Annotated in this window: 21 protein-coding genes and 1 tRNA gene; 5 read left to right on the forward strand and 17 right to left on the reverse strand. The window is 57.0% G+C overall.

What is annotated here, in order from left to right; genetic code table 11:
• Positions 1–88: 88 nt before the first annotated feature.
• Both ACN082_RS06155 and dcd read right to left on the reverse strand, forming a co-directional pair.
• Positions 89–1,243, reverse strand: coding sequence for a hypothetical protein (locus ACN082_RS06155; RefSeq protein WP_419099976.1), 1,155 nt, complete (start codon positions 1,241–1,243; stop codon positions 89–91).
• A 12-nt stretch (positions 1,244–1,255) separates the two neighbouring features.
• On the reverse strand, positions 1,256–1,852 hold the full coding sequence (gene dcd / locus ACN082_RS06160) for a dCTP deaminase (RefSeq protein ID WP_419099977.1): 597 nt from the start codon (positions 1,850–1,852) through the stop codon (positions 1,256–1,258).
• 463 nt (positions 1,853–2,315) lie between these two features.
• Here dcd and ACN082_RS06165 point away from each other — a divergent pair, with 463 nt between their 5' ends.
• Entirely contained in the window at positions 2,316–3,395 is a 1,080-nt protein-coding gene (locus ACN082_RS06165; RefSeq protein WP_419099978.1) for a MauE/DoxX family redox-associated membrane protein, read from the forward strand.
• Positions 3,396–3,507: 112 nt separating this feature from the next.
• Here ACN082_RS06165 and ACN082_RS06170 read toward each other — a convergent pair whose 3' ends face one another.
• Complete coding sequence (locus ACN082_RS06170) at positions 3,508–4,203, reverse strand: hypothetical protein (protein WP_419099979.1); 696 nt, start codon at positions 4,201–4,203, stop codon at positions 3,508–3,510.
• A 65-nt stretch (positions 4,204–4,268) separates the two neighbouring features.
• Here ACN082_RS06170 and ACN082_RS06175 point away from each other — a divergent pair, with 65 nt between their 5' ends.
• On the forward strand, positions 4,269–5,249 hold the full coding sequence (locus ACN082_RS06175; protein WP_419099980.1) for a hypothetical protein: 981 nt from the start codon (positions 4,269–4,271) through the stop codon (positions 5,247–5,249).
• A gap of 244 nt (positions 5,250–5,493) precedes the next feature.
• Here ACN082_RS06175 and ACN082_RS06180 read toward each other — a convergent pair whose 3' ends face one another.
• Positions 5,494–7,425 carry an NHL domain-containing thioredoxin family protein gene (locus tag ACN082_RS06180; protein ID WP_419099981.1) on the reverse strand — a complete coding sequence of 644 codons (1,932 nt, stop codon included), beginning with the start codon at positions 7,423–7,425 and terminating at the stop codon, positions 5,494–5,496.
• A 267-nt stretch (positions 7,426–7,692) separates the two neighbouring features.
• Between ACN082_RS06180 and ACN082_RS06185 the strand changes: the two genes are divergently transcribed.
• Positions 7,693–9,084, forward strand: coding sequence for an amino acid permease (locus tag ACN082_RS06185; RefSeq protein WP_419099982.1), 1,392 nt, complete (start codon positions 7,693–7,695; stop codon positions 9,082–9,084).
• 248 nt (positions 9,085–9,332) lie between these two features.
• Positions 9,333–9,509 carry a hypothetical protein gene (locus ACN082_RS06190; protein ID WP_419099983.1) on the forward strand — a complete coding sequence of 59 codons (177 nt, stop codon included), beginning with the start codon at positions 9,333–9,335 and terminating at the stop codon, positions 9,507–9,509.
• A 72-nt stretch (positions 9,510–9,581) separates the two neighbouring features.
• Here ACN082_RS06190 and ACN082_RS06195 read toward each other — a convergent pair whose 3' ends face one another.
• From ACN082_RS06195 to ACN082_RS06245, 11 genes are all read right to left on the reverse strand, one after another.
• On the reverse strand, positions 9,582–11,795 hold the full coding sequence (locus ACN082_RS06195) for a cytochrome c oxidase assembly protein (RefSeq protein WP_419099984.1): 2,214 nt from the start codon (positions 11,793–11,795) through the stop codon (positions 9,582–9,584).
• Between the two features lie 49 nt (positions 11,796–11,844).
• Positions 11,845–13,188 carry a Dyp-type peroxidase gene (locus tag ACN082_RS06200; protein WP_419099985.1) on the reverse strand — a complete coding sequence of 448 codons (1,344 nt, stop codon included), beginning with the start codon at positions 13,186–13,188 and terminating at the stop codon, positions 11,845–11,847.
• A gap of 87 nt (positions 13,189–13,275) precedes the next feature.
• Complete coding sequence (locus ACN082_RS06205; protein WP_419099986.1) at positions 13,276–13,938, reverse strand: copper chaperone PCu(A)C; 663 nt, start codon at positions 13,936–13,938, stop codon at positions 13,276–13,278.
• 33 nt (positions 13,939–13,971) lie between these two features.
• Positions 13,972–14,565, reverse strand: coding sequence for a copper resistance CopC family protein (locus ACN082_RS06210; protein WP_419099987.1), 594 nt, complete (start codon positions 14,563–14,565; stop codon positions 13,972–13,974).
• Between the two features lie 35 nt (positions 14,566–14,600).
• Positions 14,601–15,188 carry a hypothetical protein gene (locus ACN082_RS06215; RefSeq protein WP_419099988.1) on the reverse strand — a complete coding sequence of 196 codons (588 nt, stop codon included), beginning with the start codon at positions 15,186–15,188 and terminating at the stop codon, positions 14,601–14,603.
• A 237-nt stretch (positions 15,189–15,425) separates the two neighbouring features.
• On the reverse strand, positions 15,426–15,713 hold the full coding sequence (locus tag ACN082_RS06220) for an HU family DNA-binding protein (RefSeq protein ID WP_419099989.1): 288 nt from the start codon (positions 15,711–15,713) through the stop codon (positions 15,426–15,428).
• Between the two features lie 80 nt (positions 15,714–15,793).
• Positions 15,794–16,099 carry a 30S ribosomal protein S14 gene (rpsN, locus tag ACN082_RS06225; protein WP_419099990.1) on the reverse strand — a complete coding sequence of 102 codons (306 nt, stop codon included), beginning with the start codon at positions 16,097–16,099 and terminating at the stop codon, positions 15,794–15,796.
• Between the two features lie 3 nt (positions 16,100–16,102).
• A complete protein-coding gene (gene rpmG, locus ACN082_RS06230) occupies positions 16,103–16,273 on the reverse strand; it encodes a 50S ribosomal protein L33 (protein ID WP_185173514.1) in 171 nt (56 codons plus the stop codon).
• Positions 16,274–16,275: 2 nt separating this feature from the next.
• Positions 16,276–16,512, reverse strand: coding sequence for a 50S ribosomal protein L28 (gene rpmB, locus ACN082_RS06235; protein ID WP_083090534.1), 237 nt, complete (start codon positions 16,510–16,512; stop codon positions 16,276–16,278).
• A gap of 557 nt (positions 16,513–17,069) precedes the next feature.
• Positions 17,070–17,873, reverse strand: coding sequence for an SGNH/GDSL hydrolase family protein (locus ACN082_RS06240; RefSeq protein WP_419099991.1), 804 nt, complete (start codon positions 17,871–17,873; stop codon positions 17,070–17,072).
• Positions 17,874–18,010: 137 nt separating this feature from the next.
• On the reverse strand, positions 18,011–18,766 hold the full coding sequence (locus ACN082_RS06245; protein WP_419099992.1) for a siderophore-interacting protein: 756 nt from the start codon (positions 18,764–18,766) through the stop codon (positions 18,011–18,013).
• A gap of 671 nt (positions 18,767–19,437) precedes the next feature.
• Between ACN082_RS06245 and ACN082_RS06250 the strand changes: the two genes are divergently transcribed.
• Complete coding sequence (locus tag ACN082_RS06250) at positions 19,438–20,244, forward strand: alpha/beta fold hydrolase (RefSeq protein ID WP_419099993.1); 807 nt, start codon at positions 19,438–19,440, stop codon at positions 20,242–20,244.
• 80 nt (positions 20,245–20,324) lie between these two features.
• Here the strand turns inward: ACN082_RS06250 and ACN082_RS06255 are convergent.
• Together ACN082_RS06255 and ACN082_RS06260 are read right to left on the reverse strand one after the other, a co-directional pair.
• Positions 20,325–20,398: transfer RNA gene (locus tag ACN082_RS06255), tRNA-Thr, on the reverse strand.
• A gap of 135 nt (positions 20,399–20,533) precedes the next feature.
• Positions 20,534–21,421 (reverse strand): DsbA family protein, encoded by an 888-nt coding sequence (locus ACN082_RS06260; protein ID WP_419099994.1) that lies wholly within the window; start codon positions 21,419–21,421, stop codon positions 20,534–20,536.
• Positions 21,422–21,783 lie beyond the last annotated feature (362 nt).

Below are 21,783 nucleotides of genomic sequence, written 5' to 3' on the forward strand. Positions count from 1 at the left end.
GGAGCTAGCCCCCCAGAAGAACAAGCCCCGGCTACTTTAGGCCCTAGACAGCCTGAGATACCGGTCCCGGTATAGTGCCCAAAAAAATTCAACCGACCAGCTCAATAATTCCAGCACCCACCAGGTGCTCAAGAGCCCTATCAAACTCAGGGCGAGGCACCGGGCCATACAGAGTCACCATCACAGCGTGTAAATCATCGGCGCTCAAGGGGTGCGCCAAGGCCTCCCAGATATCCCACCCAATCAGAGATGTCCGGGTGAGCTTGCCCTGAGAAGCCACCAAGAAATCCTCCCCCGTTTCAAGCCCACTCGTGCCCGGTGCACGCCGGTAGCAGACCCCAGAAACCGAATTCACCTCAGCCTGCCCGGTTTCTACAAAGGTGTAGTCAGCCTGATGCGAAGCCAAATCCAGCTCACCGGCAAGCAGATCCTGAAAGAAAACCAGAGTATCAGTAATCTCACTGTAGGTTAGCCGAATAGCGCCACCCACCGAATTCACCAGATCCGCAAACTGCGCCAACCCCCGCGGCATTCTCTGAACACCAGACGACTGCTCCACCAGAGTAAACAGCGCCTCAGCCAGAGGCACCCGCTCCCAAGACAGGACCGCCTTACCCGCTTTATCCCGATCCAGAATCACCAAGTAACCAAGCCTAAAATCCTGGTCCGGCTCAGCCACCGTCAAACCGCGCTCAGCGGGGTCATACTGCTTCTTAGCCTGCCCCACCTCCTCAATAACCGACAGCGGCTTAGGGTAAGGGCTAACCCGCAAAGTACCGACATCAATAACCGCTGTCTCATCACTCAAATAGGTAAAATGGCGCCCCAAAAAGCGTGCGGCGGTCGTCTTACCTGTCCCTGATGCCGCCACCAGAGCCACCGTCTGCCCGGTCTTAGGGCTAGCCAAGGCAGCAGCATGAAGCAAATGCTTACGCCCCGCATAAGCTTTGAGCAGGTGCATCGTGACCTGCACAGTCAGCGTTTCAGCGGCCCAGGCAAGATTGCGCGAATTAATAACACTCACCTCTAGAGCCCTCGCATAATCCGCCTGAACCTCACTATCCGATCGAGGGCTCAAGACCACCAGACGGATACCATCAATGACCTGGGCGATACCGTCCTCAATCTGCTCAGGCTCCAGAGAAGCCCAGGCCTCACACGCACCGTCCCAGAGCTGAGGGTTAGGATCCTCAAAGCAAATCAAGACCGGAACACCGGCAGGACGAATCAGCAAACCGCGCATATAAAACCTCCGCTAGCTCTGGTCAGGGGCAAGAGGAATAGTAGTGCGGTGAAAGTTCATATAACTCCGTGAAGCAGTAGGCCCACGCTGCCCCTGATACCGGTTCCCATAAGCGCCCGAACCATAAGCATGCTCAGTGGGGCTAGTCAGCTTAAAGAAACACAGCTGGCCCACCTTAGAACCAGGCCAGAGCATAATCGGCAGGGTAGCCATATTTGACAGTTCAAGGGTCACATGCCCCGAAAAACCAGGGTCAATAAAACCCGCCGTAGAGTGAGTCAAAAGGCCCAGACGCCCCAGGGACGACTTACCCTCCAAACGGGCCGCCACGTCATCGGGCAGGGTAACCTTCTCGTAGGTTGCGCCCAGCACAAACTCGCCGGGGTGCAAAACGAAAGGTTCGTCGGGGGCAACCTCTACCAGTCGGGTCAAGTCTTCTTGAGGTTGGCTAGGGTCAATATAGGGGTACTTATGGTTATCAAAAAGCCTGAAAAAGCGGTCAATACGAACATCAACCGAGGCAGGTTGAATCATTGACTCATCGTAAGGTTCAAGGGCTATACGCCCCGCCTGAATTTCTTTGCGGATATCCTGATCAGAAAATAGCACACTTCCAAAATACCGCACACAGGTGCTCAATGAGCTCTCCAACAAGGTACAGGTATCGAAAGGTTGCGTGAGTCCACCGGGCCACCAGGCCGCCAGGCCACCAGGCCACCGGGTAGGCATGGTGCCTGCCAACCTCCCTTAACGCCAGCCCCGAGCCAGTTGGCAGACACCATACCCACCCTCCCTTCAAAGCTAACCCCGAGCCAATAGGCAGACACCATACCCACCCTCCCTTCAAAGCCAGCCCCGAGCCAATAGGCAGACACCATACCCACCCTCCCTTCAAAGCCAGCCCCGAGCCAATAGGCAGACACCATACCCACCCTCCCTTCAAAGCCAGCCCCGAGCCACTTGGTAAACATGATGCTCACTAAACTGCCCTCAGGTGGCGAGCCCCACCCTTTTACCGGGGCGCTCCTGCGCGTAGGCTAAAAGTAAACGATTTCCTCCCTTAAGGCAGGCTATGAACCCCCTTGTGCTCTGCACCCTCACCATCATTGTGACCCTGGCCGTCAGCGGCTACGCCAAGGTCAAAGAACCAACCAGCACAGTCACCGCGATCGTGAACCTCAAGCTGAACAGATTCCTCCCCGTCAAGCTTGTTGCCCGGGTACTTCCCTGGGCTGAGCTGGCCCTCGCGGTGGCCCTCCTGGTGCTCCCCGGCACCTTCCAAATCCTTGCCGCCCTAGCTTCCCTTGCACTCTTCGCAAGCTACTGGGCAGTTATCGCCCGTGCCCTGGTACAAGGCAACACCGCAAGCTGTAACTGCTTCGGTGGCGCCTCAACCGCCCCCACCTCAGTCTTTACTCTCATTCGGAACACCGCTCTCTTCTTGGCCTCAGCGGGTGCGCTCATCGGTGCCCTCAACACCGGTGGCTCTGCTATTACCCAGCTGCTCGCTCTAGATTCAGCTGGTTGGCTCTGGCTCATTGGTGCCTTTTTAGCTTCACTCACCCTATGGTCCATCAACCGGGCCGAAAGCCTGAAAACACCCCCTAGCCAGCAGCTCGAGCAAGCACCCCCGGCGGCTGCCGCTCAGGCAGAGGACGACTATATCCGCACTCCCATCCCCTACTCCGCTCTCTACTACCCCGCGGAGGATCCCACCTCTTCTAGAGACGGCACCGGCCAGCAAACCAGCCTCCGTGACCTGGCACTAGCCCAGGCCCGCATCATCATCTGGGTCTCCCCCGGCTGCGGACGCTGCCACAAGGTGGTGAACAAGCTCGCAGGTTGGCAGGAGCAAATCCCAATGATTGCTCTTCACCCGGTAGTTGCTAGCGGCAAGGACGTCAGCGCATTTGCCTTGGCGCCCCAGATCCAGGTCCTCATTGACCCCGGCTTTATGACCCGCAAACTGTTCGGTCAGGGAACCCCCGGCGCCCTAGCGCTGGGTATGGACGGTCTTCTAGCCGGCGGACCTGTCACCGGGGGTGACAATGTCATCACCTTTGTCGAAGACATCATTACGGAAGTCACCCAGGACTACCCCAACCATGTCCAAGACGGTTCCTCTACTCCTGACGGTACCCGCCAAGCTTAAGCGCGTCCCCTCCCCCCCCCTTCATGGGGTAGATCAGATTGAAAAGGCCGGTCTAGCTCATCAACCGAGCTAAACCGGCTTCTGCTCAAATAGCCTGTGACCCTTGCCCAATTTAGAGGATACTGAACTGCTGTAGAGTCTCCTCTGGGAGGAAAGCCGCCACCGCCAAGGCAATCAGGAAGGCTAAAGAGATAGCGCCGAGTACCGTGGACTTCCAGCCGGGGTGAAGCTCATTGAAGGTTACAAGCCCGGGGTGCTGGGTTTTCATCTGGGTTACGTTAATAACCTTGTATACAGTGGTTTGCGGTGAGATAGCTGTAGCAATGGCGCGCATAGTCTTGGCGTCCCAGATACGCCCATCAAGACGGAAAATCCGTTTCTGCTTCGAATTAAGAGCCCACAGGGCTGGGGCCCCTTTGAACCGTAAAGCAGCGATACCCTTTAGTTCTTTACCCGATGCTTGTTTGGGGGTAAGGCGCTCAGCCAGAACGGTATGTTCGATGTCGGCAAGGGGAACAGTTTCCCAGCCCACGAGTTTGCCCCGCAAAATATGGCTATTGGTTTTGACAATAATCTGGGGTCGTAAAACGGAATAGATAGCGCATATAGCTCCCAGGGCAATAAACACCAGTATGACCATCACGATAGGGGTGGGGCGTTTAGTCAGCATGAACCAGATGCAGGCTAAGGCAAGGACGGTGCTGGGGACACCGGCGATAAGCCTGCGATGGTAGGAGTGGATACGAGGGTGGTAGATAGCCCTTACTTGGCCGTATTTCTCGGGTACTTGGTGCACGTGTTCTGCCATGGCTCTACTCTATCGACATAGTCCTGCCTCTCCGGGCACAACCCGGCGTGAGCTACATTTAAAGGGTGCATTTTCGTTCTTCTGTTGATCGTGTCCTTGCCTACTGGGTGATGGGGGTTGCTCTTGCTATCCTCCTAGCGCTCGGCTCTCTCGCTCTCATTAACCGGCTGGTGTACGGCCCCGAGGGGCAGGTTCGTGCCTATTTTGCGGCTTTGCGGGAGGGGGACGGCGCCAAGGCACTCGGCATCTTGGGGGTTGAAGCACCCGATGCTGGAGCGGCTGTGCTCGACGGCAAGGGGCTTAAGGCGGCAGTTGATTCTCTGCACAATGTTGATTTGACCACCCTAGAAATTACCGATGGAGGGCAGAAGGCCACGGTTCGGGCCTCTTATACTCTGGACGGTCAGGAGGCCAGCACAGATTTTTCTCTGCACAAGGTGGGCTCCCACTGGGGTGTATTCGATAGCTGGAACATAGATCTGGAAGAGCTACCCACGGTTAAGGTGGAGTCTCCCATGGTGCAGGCGGCAACCCTCAATAATGTGAAAGTAGCTATTGCCGACGGCGATGAGGACTTTGGTGCTTTCTTTCCAGGGCTTTACACCGTGACCTATGAGTCAGCTCTGTTCTCTGCAAGTTCTGACCGGGTGGCACTCACCTCAGCCGAGGGTGAGCCGACACTGAAGGTGGCTTTGGAGCCCTCCGATGCGGCTAAAGCCTCAGTTCAGCAGCAGGTGCGGACCTACCTTGATAGCTGTGCCACCCAGAATTCGCTCTACCCTGCCGGGTGCCCTTTTGAGTATGACTTCACGGGCCGGGTCAGCGGGAACGTGACCTGGACGATTAAGGAGTACCCGGAGCCAGCAGTGAGCCTCGATGGCAATAGGTGGAAGCTCGGTCCGGGTAAGGGAATCGCTGAGATTTCGTTTACACAGCTTGATCTCTACACCGGTAAGACTAAGCAGGTCACGGATCAGGTTCCTTTCAAGCTTTCAGGAAGGCTAACTACTTCTGACCAGACCATTACCTTTACACCGGCTACGTAACTTATTGGCTTTTACGGAGCTCATCTCACTGTCTGCCCTCCTAGGAGGGCAGACAGTTTTCTATGGGTTTTAACTGTGGGATGTGTGCCTTGAGCATGCCGTGTTCGCCAACTGGTTCGGGGCTGGCGTTTAGGGGTGTTGGCGAACGAGTGACTGGCCTTGCTCATGCGGTGTTCGCCAACTGGCTCGGGGCTGGCGTTTAGGGGTGTTGACGAACACCGTATGAGCAGAGGCAATAAGCCCCCTAGTTAACCCCGCGCAGATCAAGCACCAGGTCTGATTCATCTCCCGGGTCGCCGGTCACAACTACAGGTAGCCCCCAGTCCTGCTGGTAGAGATGGCATGCCGCGTGATCCGGAATCTCACCCCCAGGTTCCCCATCACAGGCAGCCGCGCGGGCGGTAATGTGTAGGACCGCTTCGGTAATTTCTGGGTTGAGGCGCAGGGTGCGGGTGAGCCCCTGGGCGGTACCAGCTCCCTCCAGGATGAAATTTTCGGGGGTGGACGAAATCTTGAGCTGGGTGGGGTCGCCCCAGCGGGTGTCGAGTTTCTGCCCGGTGGGTGCGCTGAAGCGGGCGGTGAGGTTGAGGGTGCCTCCGGTGAGACGGGTAGATTTGCGGGTGATCTGAGCGGTGCCTTCGTCCACGTGTTGTATGGCTTCAGGGATGCTGATGCGCACGAGCTGGTGGGCGTTGGCTTCTACTGCGATGAGGCGGGAGCCGCCGTCATGGGTCTGTTCTACGATCAGGTCGGAGGGTTCTGCCAGGCCGCGTGCCAGGGTTCCTAGCTCCCCGCTGGCAGGGTCAAAGCGGCGGATTGCGCCATTGTAGGTGTCGGCAATGGCGATGGAGCCGTCGGCTAGTTCGGTCAGGCCCAGGCAGTGTTGCAAGCGGGCTTGGGGGTGGGGTCCATCGACGAAGCCGAAGTCGAAGAGGCCGATGCCGATTGCGGTGCTGACGGTGGCTTCTGCGCCATTGAAAGTGATGTGGCGTAGGGCGCTGGTTTCTGAGTCGGCAACCCAGATGGAGCCGTCAGCGCTTTCGATGATGCCGGAGGATTGGGCGAACCAGGAGTCTGCGGCGGCACCGTCTTTGAGGCCTTCGGCACCGGTTCCGGCGAAGACGTCGAGTTGGCCGGTTTCGGGGTTGTAGCTAAAGATTTGGTGGGTTCCGGCCATGGCGATGAGGAAGGCTCTGGCGGTGCGGGAATAGACCAGGTCCCAGGGGGATGAGAGGGCCACGGTGAGGGGGTCGGCGCCGGTGGCAATGTAGTTGGGGTCTTGGCGAGCGCTTTGGCCATCGATCAGGCGTTGGGTTCCGCTTCCGGCCAGGGTGGTGACTTCTCCGGTAGCTAGCTGGAGGCCGCGGATACGGTGATTGACGGAGTCTGCGATAAGTACGTCAGCGGCAAGTTCTTGGCGCAGGTGTTCGGGGACGAGGGCTAGACCTTGAGGCTCGTTGAAGCGGGCGGTGGCGGCGTTACCGTCTGCGTAGCCTTTTTCGGTGCCGCCGAAGGTGGCCAGGGGGGTTTCGAGGTCTGCTCCTAGGTGGACGAGCCGGTGGTGGGCGGTGTCGGTGACCAGGTAGGTGCCATCGACTCCTGCGAGGTCGGCGGGCAGGGCCAGGGCTTTGCCGGGGAAGGCGAAGGTGCCTTGGGCTTTGGGGCGGGGAACGTAGGGTCCGTCGCCGCGGTGGAGGGTGCCCTGCACTTCGTGGGTTTGGACGAGTTCTTCGACCAGGGAGGTGAGCCCTTGGACGTGGCCTTCGCCGGAGAGGTGGGCGATGATGTAGCCTTCGGGGTCGATGACGACCAGGGTGGGCCAGGCCCGGGCGGTGTAGGCGGCCCAGGTCTCGAGGTTGGGGTCATCGAGGACGGGGTGGGTGATGTCGTAGCGGTCTACGGCGGCGGCGAGCGCCTGAGGGTCTGCTTCGTGTTCGAATTTGGGCGAGTGGACGCCAATGGTGACGAGCACGTCGGAGTATTTTTCTTCGAGGGGGCGTAGTTCATCGAGTACGTGCAGGCAGTTCATGCAGCAGAAGGTCCAGAAGTCCAGGATGACGATTTTGCCCCGGAGTTTTTCGAGAGAGAGTTCTTGGTCACCGGTGTTGAGCCAGCCTCTACCGACAAGTTCTGAGGCACGGACTTTGCTCTGGCGTGCGGCTGCATGATCTGCCATGGGTGTACCTTTCGTGTGTGCCCTGTGGGCGTTCGGTTTGTTCTGTACCAGCCTATCCAAGGAGCTGGGTGGCGGTTATTTGTTGCGCTCTGTGTAGTGGGAGCCGGTTATAGAACTCAACTGTGCGTAATAGTTGTGTAACAGCTAGGATTGTCTGCGGTTGCTACCGTTGGTGGGGCCTGACCACGGGGGAAGTTTTTCCGTATGCCGATGGTTATGTTTGGGGTGCGTGCCGGTTGGTGCGCTTTTACGCTAAAGAAGGTTCATGTGAGCTCTCCGCATCAAGCTGGTTCTTTACCCCCGGCTTCTCAGAAGCTGGCGAGGTCCTTGCGGCCGCGTCACCTGTCGATGATTGCCCTGGGCGGGGCGATTGGGGCTGGTTTGTTGGTGGCTTCGAGTACGGCCATTGTGACTGCTGGTCCGGCGGTTATTTTGACCTATCTTTTGGCTGGTGGCGTGCTGGTTTTGGTCATGCGGATGCTGGGTGAGATGTCGGCCCGGACTCCTGAGACGGGGTCGTTTTCAGTGTATGCGCGACGTTTTATTGGCCCGTGGGCTGGTTTTTCTGTGGGTTGGCTGTACTGGTGGTTTTGGTCGGTGACGGTGGCGATTGAGGCTACGGCGGCGGCTCAGATTGTGACGGCGTGGCTGCCTGCTTTGCCCCAATGGTTGCTTGCGCTGGTGTTTGTGCTGGCTTTTATGGGGTTGAATCTGCTGTCGGTGCGTTCTTACGGTGAGGCTGAGTTCTGGTTTTCGTCCATTAAGGTGGGAGCTATCGCCGTCATTATTGTGGTGGGGGTTCTTGCCCTGCTGGGGATTATTCCCAGTTCCACAGCTTCTTGGGGTAATTACTCGGCTTCCGGTGGGTTCTTCCCTCACGGTGGGGGTGCCGTGTTTGCGGCCCTGCTGGCGGTTATTTTTTCGATGTTTGGGGCTGAGATTGCCACGGTGGCGGCTGGGGAGTCGAGTAACCCAGCGGTTGCGGTGACTAAGGCTGTGCGTTCGGTGATGTTCCGGGTCCTCTTCTTCTATGTGGGGTCTGTGGCGGTTACCCTGCTGGTGATTCCGTGGACGGCTGTGACAGGTGGTGTTTCGCCTTTCGTGACCATGTTTGAGGTGCTGGGTATTCCCTGGGCTGGTTTGGTCATGAATGTTGTGGTGTTGACTGCCTTGTTGTCTTGTTTGAACGCTAGCCTGTATGCGGCGTCCCGCATGGTCTTTGCTTTGGCGGAACAGGGCGATGCTCCGGCAACCTTCTCCCAGGTATCGAGCACCAGGGCCCCGCAGAACGCTATTGCGCTCTCTTCTCTCATTGGGTTGGCCTCGGTTCTGCTCAACTATTTCATGCCGGATCAGGTCTTTGCGCTGCTGGTGAATTCAACCGGTGGGGTAGGCATTTTTGTGTGGTTGATTGTGGCTGTCTCCCACCTGCGGAGCCGCCGTTTGCTCCCTGCCCGGAGTGAGCAAAGTGCTCTGTACTCCCCCGGCTGGCCCTGGGTCAACTACCTGCTGATTTCGGCCCTGGTGGCCCTGCTAATTTATATGGGGGTTACGGAGGCGCACAGGCTAGAGGTGCTTATTTCGCTGGCTGTGGCGCTGACTCTGTCGCTGATTGGTTTTCGGGTGCATACGGGTGGCCCAGAGAACGGTATAAAATAGCCAGATTTTTTGGGGACAAATAGTGGGGACAAAACCCAGGCGTACGGAGGATACTGGGGAGTAACCCCTGGTCGGTAGAAGCACCTTGTCCCCATATATGGTGGGACGTCCAGGCTTTTGACAGAGAACCCCCATGTCACCTGCATACCTACTGGCTATAGTGATGGTAAAGCAGACCTGCGGTTGGTCTTCCCACTCTCTACCGCCGGTAGCTCTTCCCACCTGTCCCTGCTGTTTGGAGGCTCCCCATGACTCAACAGACCGACTCTTGCCCCTCATCTGCCCTATACCAAAAAATTGCCAGAATTTCTGCCCGCTTGGAGCAGGTCACCCCGCAGTTCGATGGGGCTGTTTCTGTTATTTCTCCTGCTCACCGCGCTGAAAGTGATGAGCAGAGCGCCAAGCCCTGGGGCAAGGCATCCTAGGTTTGATGAGCTATCACCAGCTCATATTGGCGTGGGGCAGGTCTTGTTGAAGACCTGCCCCACTTTTTTTGCCTAATGCTGGCGGGAGTCCTCATCAGCGAGCTTGGCTAGCATGTCGTTGTAGGCATTGAGCTCCGCGTTGCCGTCGCGGTCGGCTTGACGATCCACACGGCGCTGGACTTTCTTGTCGTTCATTGACCATTGGACAGCCACCGATACGGCAATCACCATGGTTGGTATTTCGCCAATTGCCCACATGAGTGAGCCACCTAGCTGTTGGTCCTCGATAGCCGATAGACCCCAGGGCCGCCCTAGGTTCCCGAACCAGGAGGCTTGAAGGAGGGTATCCATCTGCATGATGGCGATCCCTACAAAGGCGTGGTAACCCAGGGTCGCGATGATCAGCAGAAGTCGCATGAGGTGGGCTGGGCGGTAGGGGATGGGGTCGATCCCGATGAGCACCAGGCTAAAGATGTAGCCGGTAATCAGGAAGTGAATCAGCATAAATTCGTGGCCTACATGGTAGCGGAGCATGACCCCGAAGAGCGGGGTAAAGTAGACAACCACAATGGAGCCAGCAAAATTCACCGCCGCGAAGATGGGGTGGGTGATGACCTTTGACCAGCCGGAGTGAACCAGTCGCAGGATCCATTCGCGGGGGCCGCGGGTGCCGTCCTGCCGTGGCTCTAGAGCGCGCAGGAGCAGGGTAACGGGGGCTCCGAGCACCAGGAAGATAGGGCAGACCATGGTCAGGAACATGTGCTCAACCATGTGTGCTGAGAAAAGTACACGGGCGTAGACCGTCAGGGCACCAGAGGTGATGTAGAGCAGGATAAAAAGCCCGAAGAACCAGGATAGGGTACGCCCGATGGGCCATTTACCGCCCACACGGCGAACTTTGAGCAGTGCCCATAGGTAGGAAAAACCTGCGCAAGAGATGAAAGCGACCCAGAACCAGTCAAAGCGCCACTGGGTGAACCACTCGGCTACATGGGGTTCGGGGGGCATGTCGTAGAGGGTGATGATGCGGACCGGTTCCGCACCGGTGGGCAGGGTTTCTGGGGCAGGTGGCGGGGTACGTGAGAGGGAAACGGCTAGACCGCTGGTGATGCCCATGAGTACCAGCTCGCACAGGATGGCTGACCAGATGCCGCGTGCCGCCCCCAGGTTTCCTGCCTGCATCTGGGGTATCAGGCGCAGGCGGTGCATAGCGCCCAAGGCACCCAATGCCAGGGTCAGGGTGAGCTTGGCCAGTACCAAGGCACCGTAGGTGGTAGTGAAAAGTTCACCTAGGTGGTTGAGCCGTACCAGGGCGTTCACCATACCGGAGAGTAAAACCAAAATAAAGCCAAAGAGCGCAAGAGTTGAATAACGGCGTAGAACAGCAAGGGCCAGTGGTGCCCTGCGTGAGGTGGCGGTTTCTTGCCCGCGTTTGGTTTCTACCAGGGTGCCGCTACCGGCGTCCTTTGCTGAAATTGTGCGGCAGATGTAGGCCAGGGTGATGAGCCCGCCGCACCAGAGCACCACGCCGAGTAGGTGCAGTCCCAGAGAGTTCACAGCTCCCATGTGGTCATCACCGCCAGAAGAGTGACCGCCCAGGGCCATGGTGACAATTCCTATCAGGGAAAGGCCAAAGGTTAGGAGTAGGCCGGTCAGGGACCGCACAGCAAAAACCAGGGTAGCGACGACTGCCGCAACCACAATCATGGTGGCCTTTTCTTTACCCGAGTCGATGGTGGTCATGAAGCTGATCAGCTCGGAGGTGTAGTCTGCACTCCCTGAGGGGGCACGGCCCGAGATATCTGCATAGCTAAAAATCAGAACCGCGATAGCGGTCAGGGTCCAGGTAACCGAGGCCGCTGAGGCCAGGTTCATGATCGCGATGAAGGCCGGGTGCTCTGGACGGTGCAGGTTCTTTTCACGCTGGCGGGCAGTAGATGCATGGGCCATGTTGACATTGACCCGCCCCCGCGCAGAGTCGAGGAACCGAGGAACCAGCCCCAGAGCAAACAGCAGGGCGCCCATGGTCGTGGCCATAGCAAAGTTTTGAACTGTCTCAGCTACGGGTAGGCCCCAGCGCACTACCGGGCCAGCATCGGCCAGGTCGGTGCCGGTGTTAATACCGGTCACCCCCATGCTAATCACCAGGGCCACGAGGGCTACAACGGGGAAAGCCCAAATCAAGTTTCCAGCAAGCCCCTCCCCTGTGCCTGCCGGTCGAATCCGGCCTGCGGTAGGTGAGCTGTCGGATCCCCGCGATTCCTTGCCTGTCTTCTGCGCTGTCATGGTGTGTGTCCTGCCTTCTCTCTCAAGCTAAGTCTGCCTGGGGGGTGGTTTAGCGGAAAAGGCTCTCGCCGATAAACCCGCCTTCGGAGCACCCGGCGGGCAGGGCAAAGACCGCAGACCCGATCGGAACGGTCCAGGTGTTGAGCATATCCAGTTCAGCCAGCCGTTGCTGAATGGGAAGGAACTGGGTCAGGGGGTTAGCCTGGTAAGAGCAGAAGATGAGGCCCGATGAGCTGACCCCGCCCTCTGCCTGGTGGTGCTCAGAGAAGCCTGAGGCGTTCTGGACTGGCTCGTCGTAGTTGTAGCCCCGGCGGAGTATCTGTTCCACCCGTTTTTGGGGCGCAGCCCTGCGAATATGGGCGTAGGGCGCAATGACGGTGAAGCCCATGTCGTTAGTTGCCGACAGGTCAGCGGGGTCACGTTCCTGGGTGCCGGTTAGGGGTGCGCCGTTGGTGAGGTTGCGCCCGATAGCGTCCTCGCGGGCAGGACGATCCGCCTGGTCCCAGGTATCCAGGTTCATGTGAATACGTCGAATCACCAGGGAGGCCCCGCCCTCTTCCCAGGGGCTCAGTTCCTCGTGCTTACCCCAGACAAAGGAGTCCATAGAGCCGTCCTGGGCGGATGGATTGATGGTGCCGTCCACCTGCCCAAAGAGGTTGCGCATGGTCTGGCCTTGGTTTTGGCTGCCGTAGGCGCGGCGGAAGCCCTCCTGAACCCAGCGTACCGACCCGAAAGTACGAATGTTCTTGAGCAGGACGCGCTGGGCATGGGCTAGGGTAAAACGGTCGTCACTGCACAGTTGGAGCAGTAAATCACCGTCCTTCCAGCGGTCTTGGAGCTGATCAATCTGCTCAAAAACGGGCAGGGGTTTGAGCCAGTCCGGTTTCTTTTCTGGGGCAACGATGTCAAAGATGCGTTCGCCAAAGCCGAAAGTGACCGTCAGGTTGGCAGGAACCAGAGCTAGCTCTGGTTCCTGATCGGTCAGGGGTGCGGTCCCCCCGGCCAGGCGGGCCGCATCAGCGGTAAGAATCCGCAGTAAACGGCGCACACCCTCGCGGTCTAGTCCGCTGTTGAGGTCAATAGCGATAAAAGAGGCGTAGCTGGGGGCTGGCGTGTCGATGCCAGCCTGTCGGGGTCCATAAAAGGGAACCTGTGCGCTCTGAAGCGGCGCTGTAGTTTCGGCCTGGTTCTCAGTCTGCTGGGCACCGGCGTACTGGCTGGCAAGGGTAGCGGCAACACCCGTTCCCGCGCCCAGGGCCCCGGTTAGAGCTAGTCGACGGTCGATGCCCCGGGGTTCTGGTGAGTCTTGGCTTGTCTTGTAGCTGGCGTCGTCCTGTGCCTTATCTGCGCCGCCCAGGGCCCGTTCTAAGTCCTCATTAAATGAGCTACTCATGGTGTTTTCCTTTGGTGGTACCTGCCCCGGTAACGCGGTGCGGAACCGGGGCAGGTCAGTAGCTAGCGTGAGCTAGCTAGGGTTGGGTTAGGCGCACTGTGGCAGGGTTGCTTCTGCGCTAGCGGTGCCGGAGGTGTCCATGGAGTGCATGGAGTGGTCGGTGGAGTCGCCCATGGTTTCAGCAGCAGGGCTTGTTGCCTGACCGGGAGCGTATTCTTCCTTAGCTCCACTGTAGTCACGGACCTCGGCGTCAAAGCTGTATTCACCAGCTGAGGTTTCCAGAGTGATGGTGTCACTTGCACCGGCAACCAGTGAGCACTTCATGCCCATGAGCATGATGTGGTCGCTACCGGGTGCCAGTTCCAGGGTTGCACCGGGTTCAATGGTGAAGCCACCCTCTACTTTTTTCATGGTGCTGGTTCCGGTAGCAGAGTCGATGACGGTGGTGTGAAGCTCCACCATACCCGCAGCGCTGCTCCGGGCACCGGTGATAGTGATGGGCTGGTCGCCGGTATTGGTGATGCGGGCAAAGGCACCGGTCATATCGCTGGTATTGGCTTTGATCCAGCTTTCTTCTGCGACCAGGCCGGTTTGGCTGGTGGCGCTGGGAGCGGCACTGGCGGCAGATGAGCTTGCAGTAGCGGTGGCGCTACCGGTGGCAGCGGTCTGGTCTGATGAGCCGCAGGCGGTCAGAGCGAGCAGGGCGACAGCTGCCAGGGCAGCAGGGCGGTAAATCTTATGTGATGACATAGTGAAATCTTCTTTGTTTAAAAGTTGGTGGGTTTACTTGCGCTTAGTTTTAGCGAGTACGACGGTCAGGGCAGTACCAAGTGCGGCTGCCGCAACCACAGCAAGAACAATTTTCATGGGGGTCGAGAGCCCCTCTGTTGCTGAGGCTACAGGGTCAGATGCAGCGGCGTTCGATGCCGCTGAGCTACTGGGATTGGTAGCAGTGACGGTTGACCCAGCATCTGTGCTTGCGCCCTGACCCACATCGTAGGTGAGGGTTCCCTGGATCGGGTGACCGTCGGATGAGACCACACGCCAGGCAACGGTGTAGGTCTCGTCCTCATCACCTGCTGTCAGGCCCTGGGTTACGCTTGTTCCCTTAACCTGAGGGTCACCCTGGGTAACGTCTTCCCCGGCTGCGTTGGTCACACGTACCTGGTTGGCACCGTCCATCTGCATGATGTTGCCGCTAAAGGTGAGTTCTAGCTGGCGGGGAGCTTGGGACAGGCTAGAGCCGTCCGCAGGGTTCGTGGAGATAAGCTCGTCATGGGCCGTCGCGGCGCTTATTCCCAGCAGGCTGGTGCCTGCCAAAGTGGCTACCGCTAAGAAAGCACGAGCTGTTGTTGAGGCTGTATGAGCCTTGGTCATTATTGTTCCTTGCTATCGCATCGATACATAAGTTGTTAGGGGTGCATAGCAAGGGCGGGCGGGCCGCGCGTCAGCCGGCAGGTGCCCAGGGTAGCGCCCCTTATTGAGCCTGGGCGCTGAAAACCGGGGATGTGGTGTTTGGCGGGCAAGAAGCCGCGCAGATGGAAAGGGGTGAAAAATCTCTGTGCCGCTTTGAGCAGAGCCCTGAGCAGGGAGTACATCTGCTCACCATAGGCCAGCACAGCGTAGGTGGCTAGAGCAGCACAGAGGTGCCCAAGCCACATGGCTAGGCTCTGAGGCTCGGCATGAAGGGCGCTGACCTGCAGTTGCGCGCCGTGGGTGTGGCTCGTATGTACTTGACTGCCGGCCGTCAGGGTAGCCGACTGGCTGTGGCTGTATAGCCCGTGAAGTAGGCCCTGTCCGGCTAGTACACCAGTAGCCAAACTGAACTGACTGAGTTTGACCCGTGTAGCCCCTAGCGTCAGGAGAGCAGCCAGGGAGGTAGCCAGAGCAAGAATCAGGGGGTTGGGCAGGTGCCCGCCGGCAAGCAGGTGAGAGCTTGCGCCGAAGCCAGTGGCTGCGCAGGCAACGAACCAGGCGCGTATGAGCTGACGCTGGCGCATAGTTTCTCCCCTCCCTTATGCTGTACGTTAGAAGATTAAAGCTTTGGTCCCAATCTTCTGCGGTGGCCTACCCCGGAGAAAAATTTATCTGCGATCCTAGGAACGCCCGGGGTTACAGGCTTATTATCTCACAGGCTAGTGGTCTCAGGCCCCTCGGCTTGGTCCTGATTATAGTTTGAGAAAGCAAAAGGGCCACCCCGTACTCGGGGTGGCCCTTTTCAAAGTCTGCTCAAGAATTTACTTCTTGGAGGAGACTGCTGCCTTCAACTTTGAACCAGCGGTCAGCTTGACGCCGTGACCAGCAGGAATCTGAATGGTTTCGCCGGTCTGGGGGTTGCGACCGGTACGAGCTGCACGGTCAGTGCGCTCAATGGCCATCCAGCCGGGGATGGTGATTTTCTCGCCCTTAGCAACAGATGCTTCAAAGACCTGGAACAGTGCGTCAAGGACGCCGTTCACTGCAGCCTGGCTGGTGCCGGCCTTCTCTGCTACCTCTGCTACGAGTTCGCTACGGTTCTTAGCCATGGAATGCTCCTCCTGAGACTTTACAAAAAGTGAGTGGCTTGGGTTAGCCCTTTCACAAGGCTAACCGTATCAGCTACAGATTACCAGCTTGACTTGGTAACACCGGGTAGCTCGCCACGGTGTGCCATCTCGCGGAAGCGGACACGCGAAATGCCGAACTTCTGGAAGGTGCCACGGGGGCGGCCATCGATCTGGTCGCGGTTACGAAGACGAACGGGTGAAGCGTTGCGGGGTAGCTTCTGGAGACCCAGGCGGGCTGCTTCGCGCTCTTCGGGGGTTGCGTTTTCGTCAACCAGGGTCTTCTTCAGTTCCAGACGCTTTTCAGCGTAGCGTGCAACGATGACCTTGCGCTGCTCGTTGCGAGCAATCTTGGACTTCTTAGCCATTGTTTAGCGCTCCTCTCGGAAGTCAACGTGCTTACGGACAACGGGATCGTACTTCTTGAGAACCATACGATCGGGGTTGTTACGGCGGTTCTTACGGGTAACGTAAGTAAAGCCGGTGCCCGCAGTGGACTTAAGTTTGATGATAGGACGAACGTCCTTAGCCTTTGATGCCATGTTTAGATCTTCTCTCCGCGTGCAAGAATGTCAGCAACTACTGCGTCGATACCACGTGCGTCGATCACCTTGATGCCCTTTGCAGAGACGTTCAGGGTTACGTTGCGACGAAGTGAGGGTACGTAGTACTTCTTCTTCTGCACGTTCGGATCGAAACGACGCTTGTTGCGGCGATGCGAGTGCGAAATGCTGTGTCCAAAGCCGGGAACAGCTCCGGTCACCTGGCAGACAGCTGCCATAGTTTTCTCCTCCAAATGTTGACGAAATGACGGTACGCAGTTGGCGCTTACCAGCCGAAGCCGATAATCAGCAATGGGCGTCCCGTCACCTAATAGGTAGAGCACCGGGTTATTCTCCAAGGCTAGAGTGTTTGAGACTCATCTTCGGGTGAGAGGCCGAAGTGAATCCCCGCCGCGGGAAAAACGGTGAAGCTTAGGCGAACGAGAGGTGTTGCCACCACTACGAACAGCCTTAAAGTCTAGGTAATTACGGGAAACCACGCAAGCTCAGACCCCAATAAAAAGCTTGCGACAGCCGGTGCTGGGCTACCTGCTCCGGTCTTCGCAAGCTTAATCCTCGGGCCCAAATTTGCGCTTGAACCTTCCGTCAATTCTACCGTTTATTTAACTTTTCGCAAGTCATTTCAGGCTTTAATCGGCACTCTCAGGTTCTTTATGCGCGTTTTAAAACTCGCGCTCTCACAAGGGCAGGGAGCTAAATTACACGTGTGTAATCTTGAGTGTGACGTTAACTTCTTAACTCTTTTAATCCTTTAAAGGAGCTGTTAATCTACCTTCTACCCCTCTTCGGGGAGCGCATCAAAGCGGGTCCATTCGGGGTATTTGGGTGCGATGTTGTCGCCGGAACTTGTTCCGCGCAGACGGCGGCCGATCCAGGGCACCACAAATTCACGGGCCCACTTTGCATTCGCCAGCGCCTCCTGGGCGCGGGTCTGAGGCATTGATTCGGGTACGACGGGGTCACCAATACGGATATTCTCAGCGCTCAGGGTTTCCAGTGCCCGGCGGGCAACCAGAGTATGGCCAGCAGGGTTCATATGGAGGCGGTCCGGTGCCCAGTACCTCAGATCTCTCAGCTCGCGCATACGCCAGTAATCGACGATAGCCACGCCCCGGTCCTCTGCGACTTCACGCAAGAGCTCGTTGAAGAGCGCCACACGGGCCCGGTTGCCGCTAAAGAAGCCCTTGGGTCCGGGGTCAAAACCGGTCATGGTAAAGACCTCAATATTTTCGTCGCGCAGGGTTTTGAAGGCCGCATCATAATGTTGGATGAGGGCGTCAACATCGAAGCCTGGGCGGAGTGAATCGTTGCCGCCCCCAATCAGGCTGACCAGGTTAGGTTTAAGCTCAAGGGCGGGTTCTAGCTGCTCTTCAATGATGGGCACGAGCAGGCGGCCCCTGATTGCCAGGTTAGCGTAGAGAGCCTGGGGGTCAGCCAGCATAAACTGTTCAGCCACCCGGTCGGTCCAGCCGCGTACACCGTTGGGGCGGTCGGGGGCATCGTCGCCTACGCCTTCGCTCAGAGAGTCGCCCAGTGCTACATAGCGGATACTTTCGTCGCGGCCAAGAACGGACATCATGGGTGTGCCTCTCAGGTGTAAATGCTCAGTACACCCGCCACTTTACTCCTTTTTGCAGAGATGCAAAGAACTCTTGCCCGTGATATCAGTCCCCTGGCTTTCTGCTATCCCCTGCCTCCATTGGCGCTCCAAGGATTTTACGAGTCTGAGAGCTCTCTGCTCTTGCCCATTTCCTTACCCTGTACCCAGTAGGCGTGCACGTACATAAAGTCTTTGGGTATTTTAGCTTCTTTGAGTAGGTAGCGACGGGTGGGTAACAAGACTTTTGCTTCGCAGACTAGGTGGGGGTACCAGCCCTTCCAGTCTGTGCTTTGAGCTTTCTCTAGCAAGGTTTCAGCGCTGGGTTGGATCCACTCAATCGTGATGTTCTGATGGTGGCGTAGCGGGATTTGGTGGTGGCTGGGTTGCCAGTCTAGCAACCAGACTTTGAGTGGGAAGCTGTCTGCCAGCTGGTCTGCCAGAGCATTGACGTAGGGTATGCCTGCTGCGTCTGCTACAAAGATGAAGCCTTCAGGCTTGTTTGGGGGGAGGGAGAAGGGGCTTGAGCCGTAGTAGGAGGCTTCAAAACGGTCACCGGCAACGGCAGTTTCTGCCCACCGGCTGGCTGGGCCGGCGGGTTGGTGTAGAAGAAAGAGGAGGGTGAATTCGCCGGCTTTGGGGTCGATGTCGATCATGGTGTAGCCACGCATGACTTCTTTGGCGGGGTGGTCTGGGTCTGGGAACCAGCAGCGCAGGTATTCCCCTTCAGCCGGGGTGTAGGTTCTGAGGAACTCTGGGGAGGATATTCGTAAGGCTTTCATGGTAGGGCTGTGCATCCAGGTTTTAGTGACGGTGCAGGGGAAGTCTTCTGCCCGTAGAAGTTTCAAAATTGCCCCGTTAATGCCCCTGCCCATTGCGGCGCCCCTTCCTTAGCCTGTCTTTAGATTGAGCTGGTTACAAGTCCAGCCTGTTCTCATTCTGTATTTCTTAGGCTACCCTAACTTAGCCGAGGAGTTTAGTAGATCAGGGCGCAGTTTCCGAGCGCGCGAGGAAAGAAAACTGCGACCGAATGGTCACCGGTTGATGGTTCTTGCGCCGGCCAGGACCACCAGGGTACCTACCACCAGGAGCGATTCAACTGGTTAGAGGGAGACGATATTTGCTCCCGCTACGCTTCGGATTTTGCCAGCGGCGCAGAGGTTACCGCTCTAAAGCCGGCTACTCGAGCTCCCCCCCCCCCCCATCAGAGCAAGTTTGAGGAGCGTCGCCCCCCATCCAGGGAGAGGCTAACACGTTGACGGCTACCGATGAGATAGTTTCCCGGCGAAAGTCAACAGGGCATAGGGTCCGGTGAGCAGAGGGATAAAAGTAATCCCGGTTACCACCGCTGGGGAAGCACACATTTTACTCCCAAGGATTTCAGGGTCGCCTAGTGCTTTTTCCCATCCTCCTATAACGTCTGCTCAATCTAGCTCTGTACAAGGGAGCTAAGTGAAAGAGCGGGCTGGGGGCTATCTAGGAGGGTAGGGTTTCCTAGGCTAAGCTGAATCTATTAGACTACCTCCTCTACTCGAGAGATAAAGGCATGATTAGCAAAGATACCGGTACTGGCACCCCGATTATTTTCATCCATGGTTTTGGTGTTAATAGCCTTATCCTGCAAAGCCTTGAAGAAACAATTGATTTTTCAGGCTGGCGAAGAATATACATAGATTTACCATGGACCAGGCAGGGGCTAGACCCTTCTGTTAAGAGTTCTAATGAAATCCTGCATACCGTTGAACAAGAGGTTTTAGACTATTTGGACCAGGAGCCGTTTGCGCTTGTGGGCAATTCGTTTGGAGCAATGATTGCTAGAAGCATGGCTCACAGGCAGCGTGGCAGGGTCTTAGGGTTGGCGACGCTTGCCGGTGTATTTGAGCCCCAGGCGCAACGTAGGACAGTCCCCCAAAAATCAGTTGTATTTGAGGATGCGGAGTTTATATCTGCGTTAGGTGAGCATAAGGGTGAGTTTACGGATATTTCAGTTATCCAGGACAAGCCAAACTATCAGCGGTTTTTAGAGTATGTGATACCAGGTCTTCTTGAAGCTGACGCAGGTATCATGGAACAGATTTCTGCTCAGTATGCGGTAACACCTGTGCCTGAAGAAGTTGCTTCTGAACCTTTTGGTGCTCCGGCTTTGCACTTGTTTGGTAGGCAGGATCATATTGTGGGGTACAGGGATGGCCTCACCTGGTTGGACCACTACTCACGAGGAACCTACCTTGTGCTTGATATGGCTGGCCATAATCTCCATTTGGAACAGCCACACCTGGTGAAAGCGGTCTTTGAGGACTGGCTACTACGTATGAAGCTGGAGAATCCAACAGCCAAGAACTTCTCTCAGTAATTATGAGGAAAGAAAACTGCGACCGAATGGTCACCGGTTGATGGTGCACTCTTCGGTCGCAGTCTTAATCTCTATTTCAGAGCCCCCTACCGGATTCGAACCGGTGACCCCCTGTTTACAAGACAGGTGCTCTGGCCAGCTGAGCTAAGGAGGCAACGACATCCTAGTATACCGGATATTACTCTTATACGCATATCCGGTAGGAGCTTGGGGTCTTGCTTCTAGCCTTCTAAGCCTCAGCGAGTAACTTGGGTTGAGGATGCCGTCAGGATGGGGCTAAGTTTGCCAGCTATTCGCTGATCTTCTTATCGGTGATTTTCTGGTTGATCCACTGGGAGAAGTCAGCGCTGGTAGCGTTGTAGAGGTCTCCATCTGCGAAGATCGTGGGGGTTCCGCTAATACCGTTGCTTGCAGATTCTAGGGTGACAGTGTTGATGAAAGGGCGCCAGGTATTGTTGGCGACATCGTCCTTAACATCTGCCCCGTACTTGGAGGCAATATCAACCAGTTCTTCGTTGGAGAGGCCACCTGTGCCCTGGTGGGAGAAGATTTCGCGTTGGAAGTCTAGGTACTTGTCGGCCGAAACCTGGTTAGCTACCGAGTAGGCTGCGTTGTTGGCTCGTGAGGAGTAGTAGGTGGGGCTGTGGGCGTCCAAGAAGGTCAGGTTACGGATTTCTAGGGTAATCTTGCCGCTATCTACTAGCTGCTGAATTTCGTCACCGTAGGTGCTCTCAAAGTCTGCACAGTGGACGCAGTCAAAGTCCTGGAAAATGGTTAGTCGGACGGGTTGCCCATTGTCTTTTGCTTGATCTGGCAGGGCCACACCCAGGGGCATAGCTGTCTCTTTACCATCAATACTGGTGTAGGTCGCCTCCGACTTGCCGAGGTCCTGGCTGTCCCGACTTTCCTCAGCGCTTGCACCTTGGACGATTCCGTCTTTGGTAAGCACAATGCCACCGTACTGGTTTGCAGAGGTGGGGACAGGCCCTGCTTCAGGAATTTTGTTACGGTTGCCGTTGATTACAACAACTGCAACGATAGCGATGATAAGGGCAATAACACCGAGTACGGTGAACTGGATCCAGCGAGTGGATGACTTAGCAGATTTCTTAGCCTGTTGGGCTGCCAGCTGGCGGGCCTTCTCACGGGCATCTGCTGCAGAGCTTGTCTTGGACACAGCTATGCTCGCTTTCTGTATAGGTTTCTGATGTTTTAAGCCTACCTTGCTTTGGAGCCGATAGTCCCCTAACTTCCGCCCTAGGCTACTTTCCTATGAAAATATTGGGTTAGTATCAGCCGGTTGTGAGCTGGAAGGTTTAGCTAGCTGTTCGGACAGCTGAGAACAGCCGTCCTTCTTAGAGCCAGGTCTACCAAGGTCAGGGCGGTGACAGCCTGTGGAAGGCCATTGCGTGTGGTTCTTGCCAGCCTGAGCTTCTGAGTGGCACTCGGCATGGTAGGGCAAGCCTTCAATAAGCTCGCAGCATGTAACTCTTTAAAGCAAAAAAAGGGGGGGTCAGGTCACCAAACCCCACCCCCCCA

It is taken from the genome of Rothia sp. CCM 9417, from assembly GCF_048513575.1.
Taxonomy (GTDB): domain Bacteria; phylum Actinomycetota; class Actinomycetes; order Actinomycetales; family Micrococcaceae; genus Rothia.

Bases quoted from the DNA above. Each gene is read 5' to 3' on its own strand.
- ACN082_RS06250 (WP_419099993.1), top strand. From the start codon at position 19,438: ATGATTAGCAAAGATACCGGTACTGGCACCCCGATTATTTTCATCCAT.
- ACN082_RS06215 (WP_419099988.1), bottom strand. From the start codon at position 15,188: ATGCGCCAGCGTCAGCTCATACGCGCCTGGTTCGTTGCCTGCGCAGCC.
- rpmB (WP_083090534.1), bottom strand. From the start codon at position 16,512: ATGGCAGCTGTCTGCCAGGTGACCGGAGCTGTTCCCGGCTTTGGACAC.
- ACN082_RS06165 (WP_419099978.1), top strand. From the start codon at position 2,316: ATGAACCCCCTTGTGCTCTGCACCCTCACCATCATTGTGACCCTGGCC.
- ACN082_RS06195 (WP_419099984.1), bottom strand. From the start codon at position 11,795: ATGACAGCGCAGAAGACAGGCAAGGAATCGCGGGGATCCGACAGCTCA.
- ACN082_RS06205 (WP_419099986.1), bottom strand. From the start codon at position 13,938: ATGTCATCACATAAGATTTACCGCCCTGCTGCCCTGGCAGCTGTCGCC.
- ACN082_RS06220 (WP_419099989.1), bottom strand. From the start codon at position 15,713: ATGGCTAAGAACCGTAGCGAACTCGTAGCAGAGGTAGCAGAGAAGGCC.
- ACN082_RS06200 (WP_419099985.1), bottom strand. From the start codon at position 13,188: ATGAGTAGCTCATTTAATGAGGACTTAGAACGGGCCCTGGGCGGCGCA.
- rpmG (WP_185173514.1), bottom strand. From the start codon at position 16,273: ATGGCATCAAAGGCTAAGGACGTTCGTCCTATCATCAAACTTAAGTCC.
- ACN082_RS06155 (WP_419099976.1), bottom strand. From the start codon at position 1,243: ATGCGCGGTTTGCTGATTCGTCCTGCCGGTGTTCCGGTCTTGATTTGC.
- ACN082_RS06180 (WP_419099981.1), bottom strand. From the start codon at position 7,425: ATGGCAGATCATGCAGCCGCACGCCAGAGCAAAGTCCGTGCCTCAGAA.
- ACN082_RS06240 (WP_419099991.1), bottom strand. From the start codon at position 17,873: ATGATGTCCGTTCTTGGCCGCGACGAAAGTATCCGCTATGTAGCACTG.
- ACN082_RS06170 (WP_419099979.1), bottom strand. From the start codon at position 4,203: ATGGCAGAACACGTGCACCAAGTACCCGAGAAATACGGCCAAGTAAGG.
- ACN082_RS06210 (WP_419099987.1), bottom strand. From the start codon at position 14,565: ATGACCAAGGCTCATACAGCCTCAACAACAGCTCGTGCTTTCTTAGCG.
- rpsN (WP_419099990.1), bottom strand. From the start codon at position 16,099: ATGGCTAAGAAGTCCAAGATTGCTCGCAACGAGCAGCGCAAGGTCATC.
- ACN082_RS06190 (WP_419099983.1), top strand. From the start codon at position 9,333: ATGACTCAACAGACCGACTCTTGCCCCTCATCTGCCCTATACCAAAAA.
- ACN082_RS06245 (WP_419099992.1), bottom strand. From the start codon at position 18,766: ATGGGCAGGGGCATTAACGGGGCAATTTTGAAACTTCTACGGGCAGAA.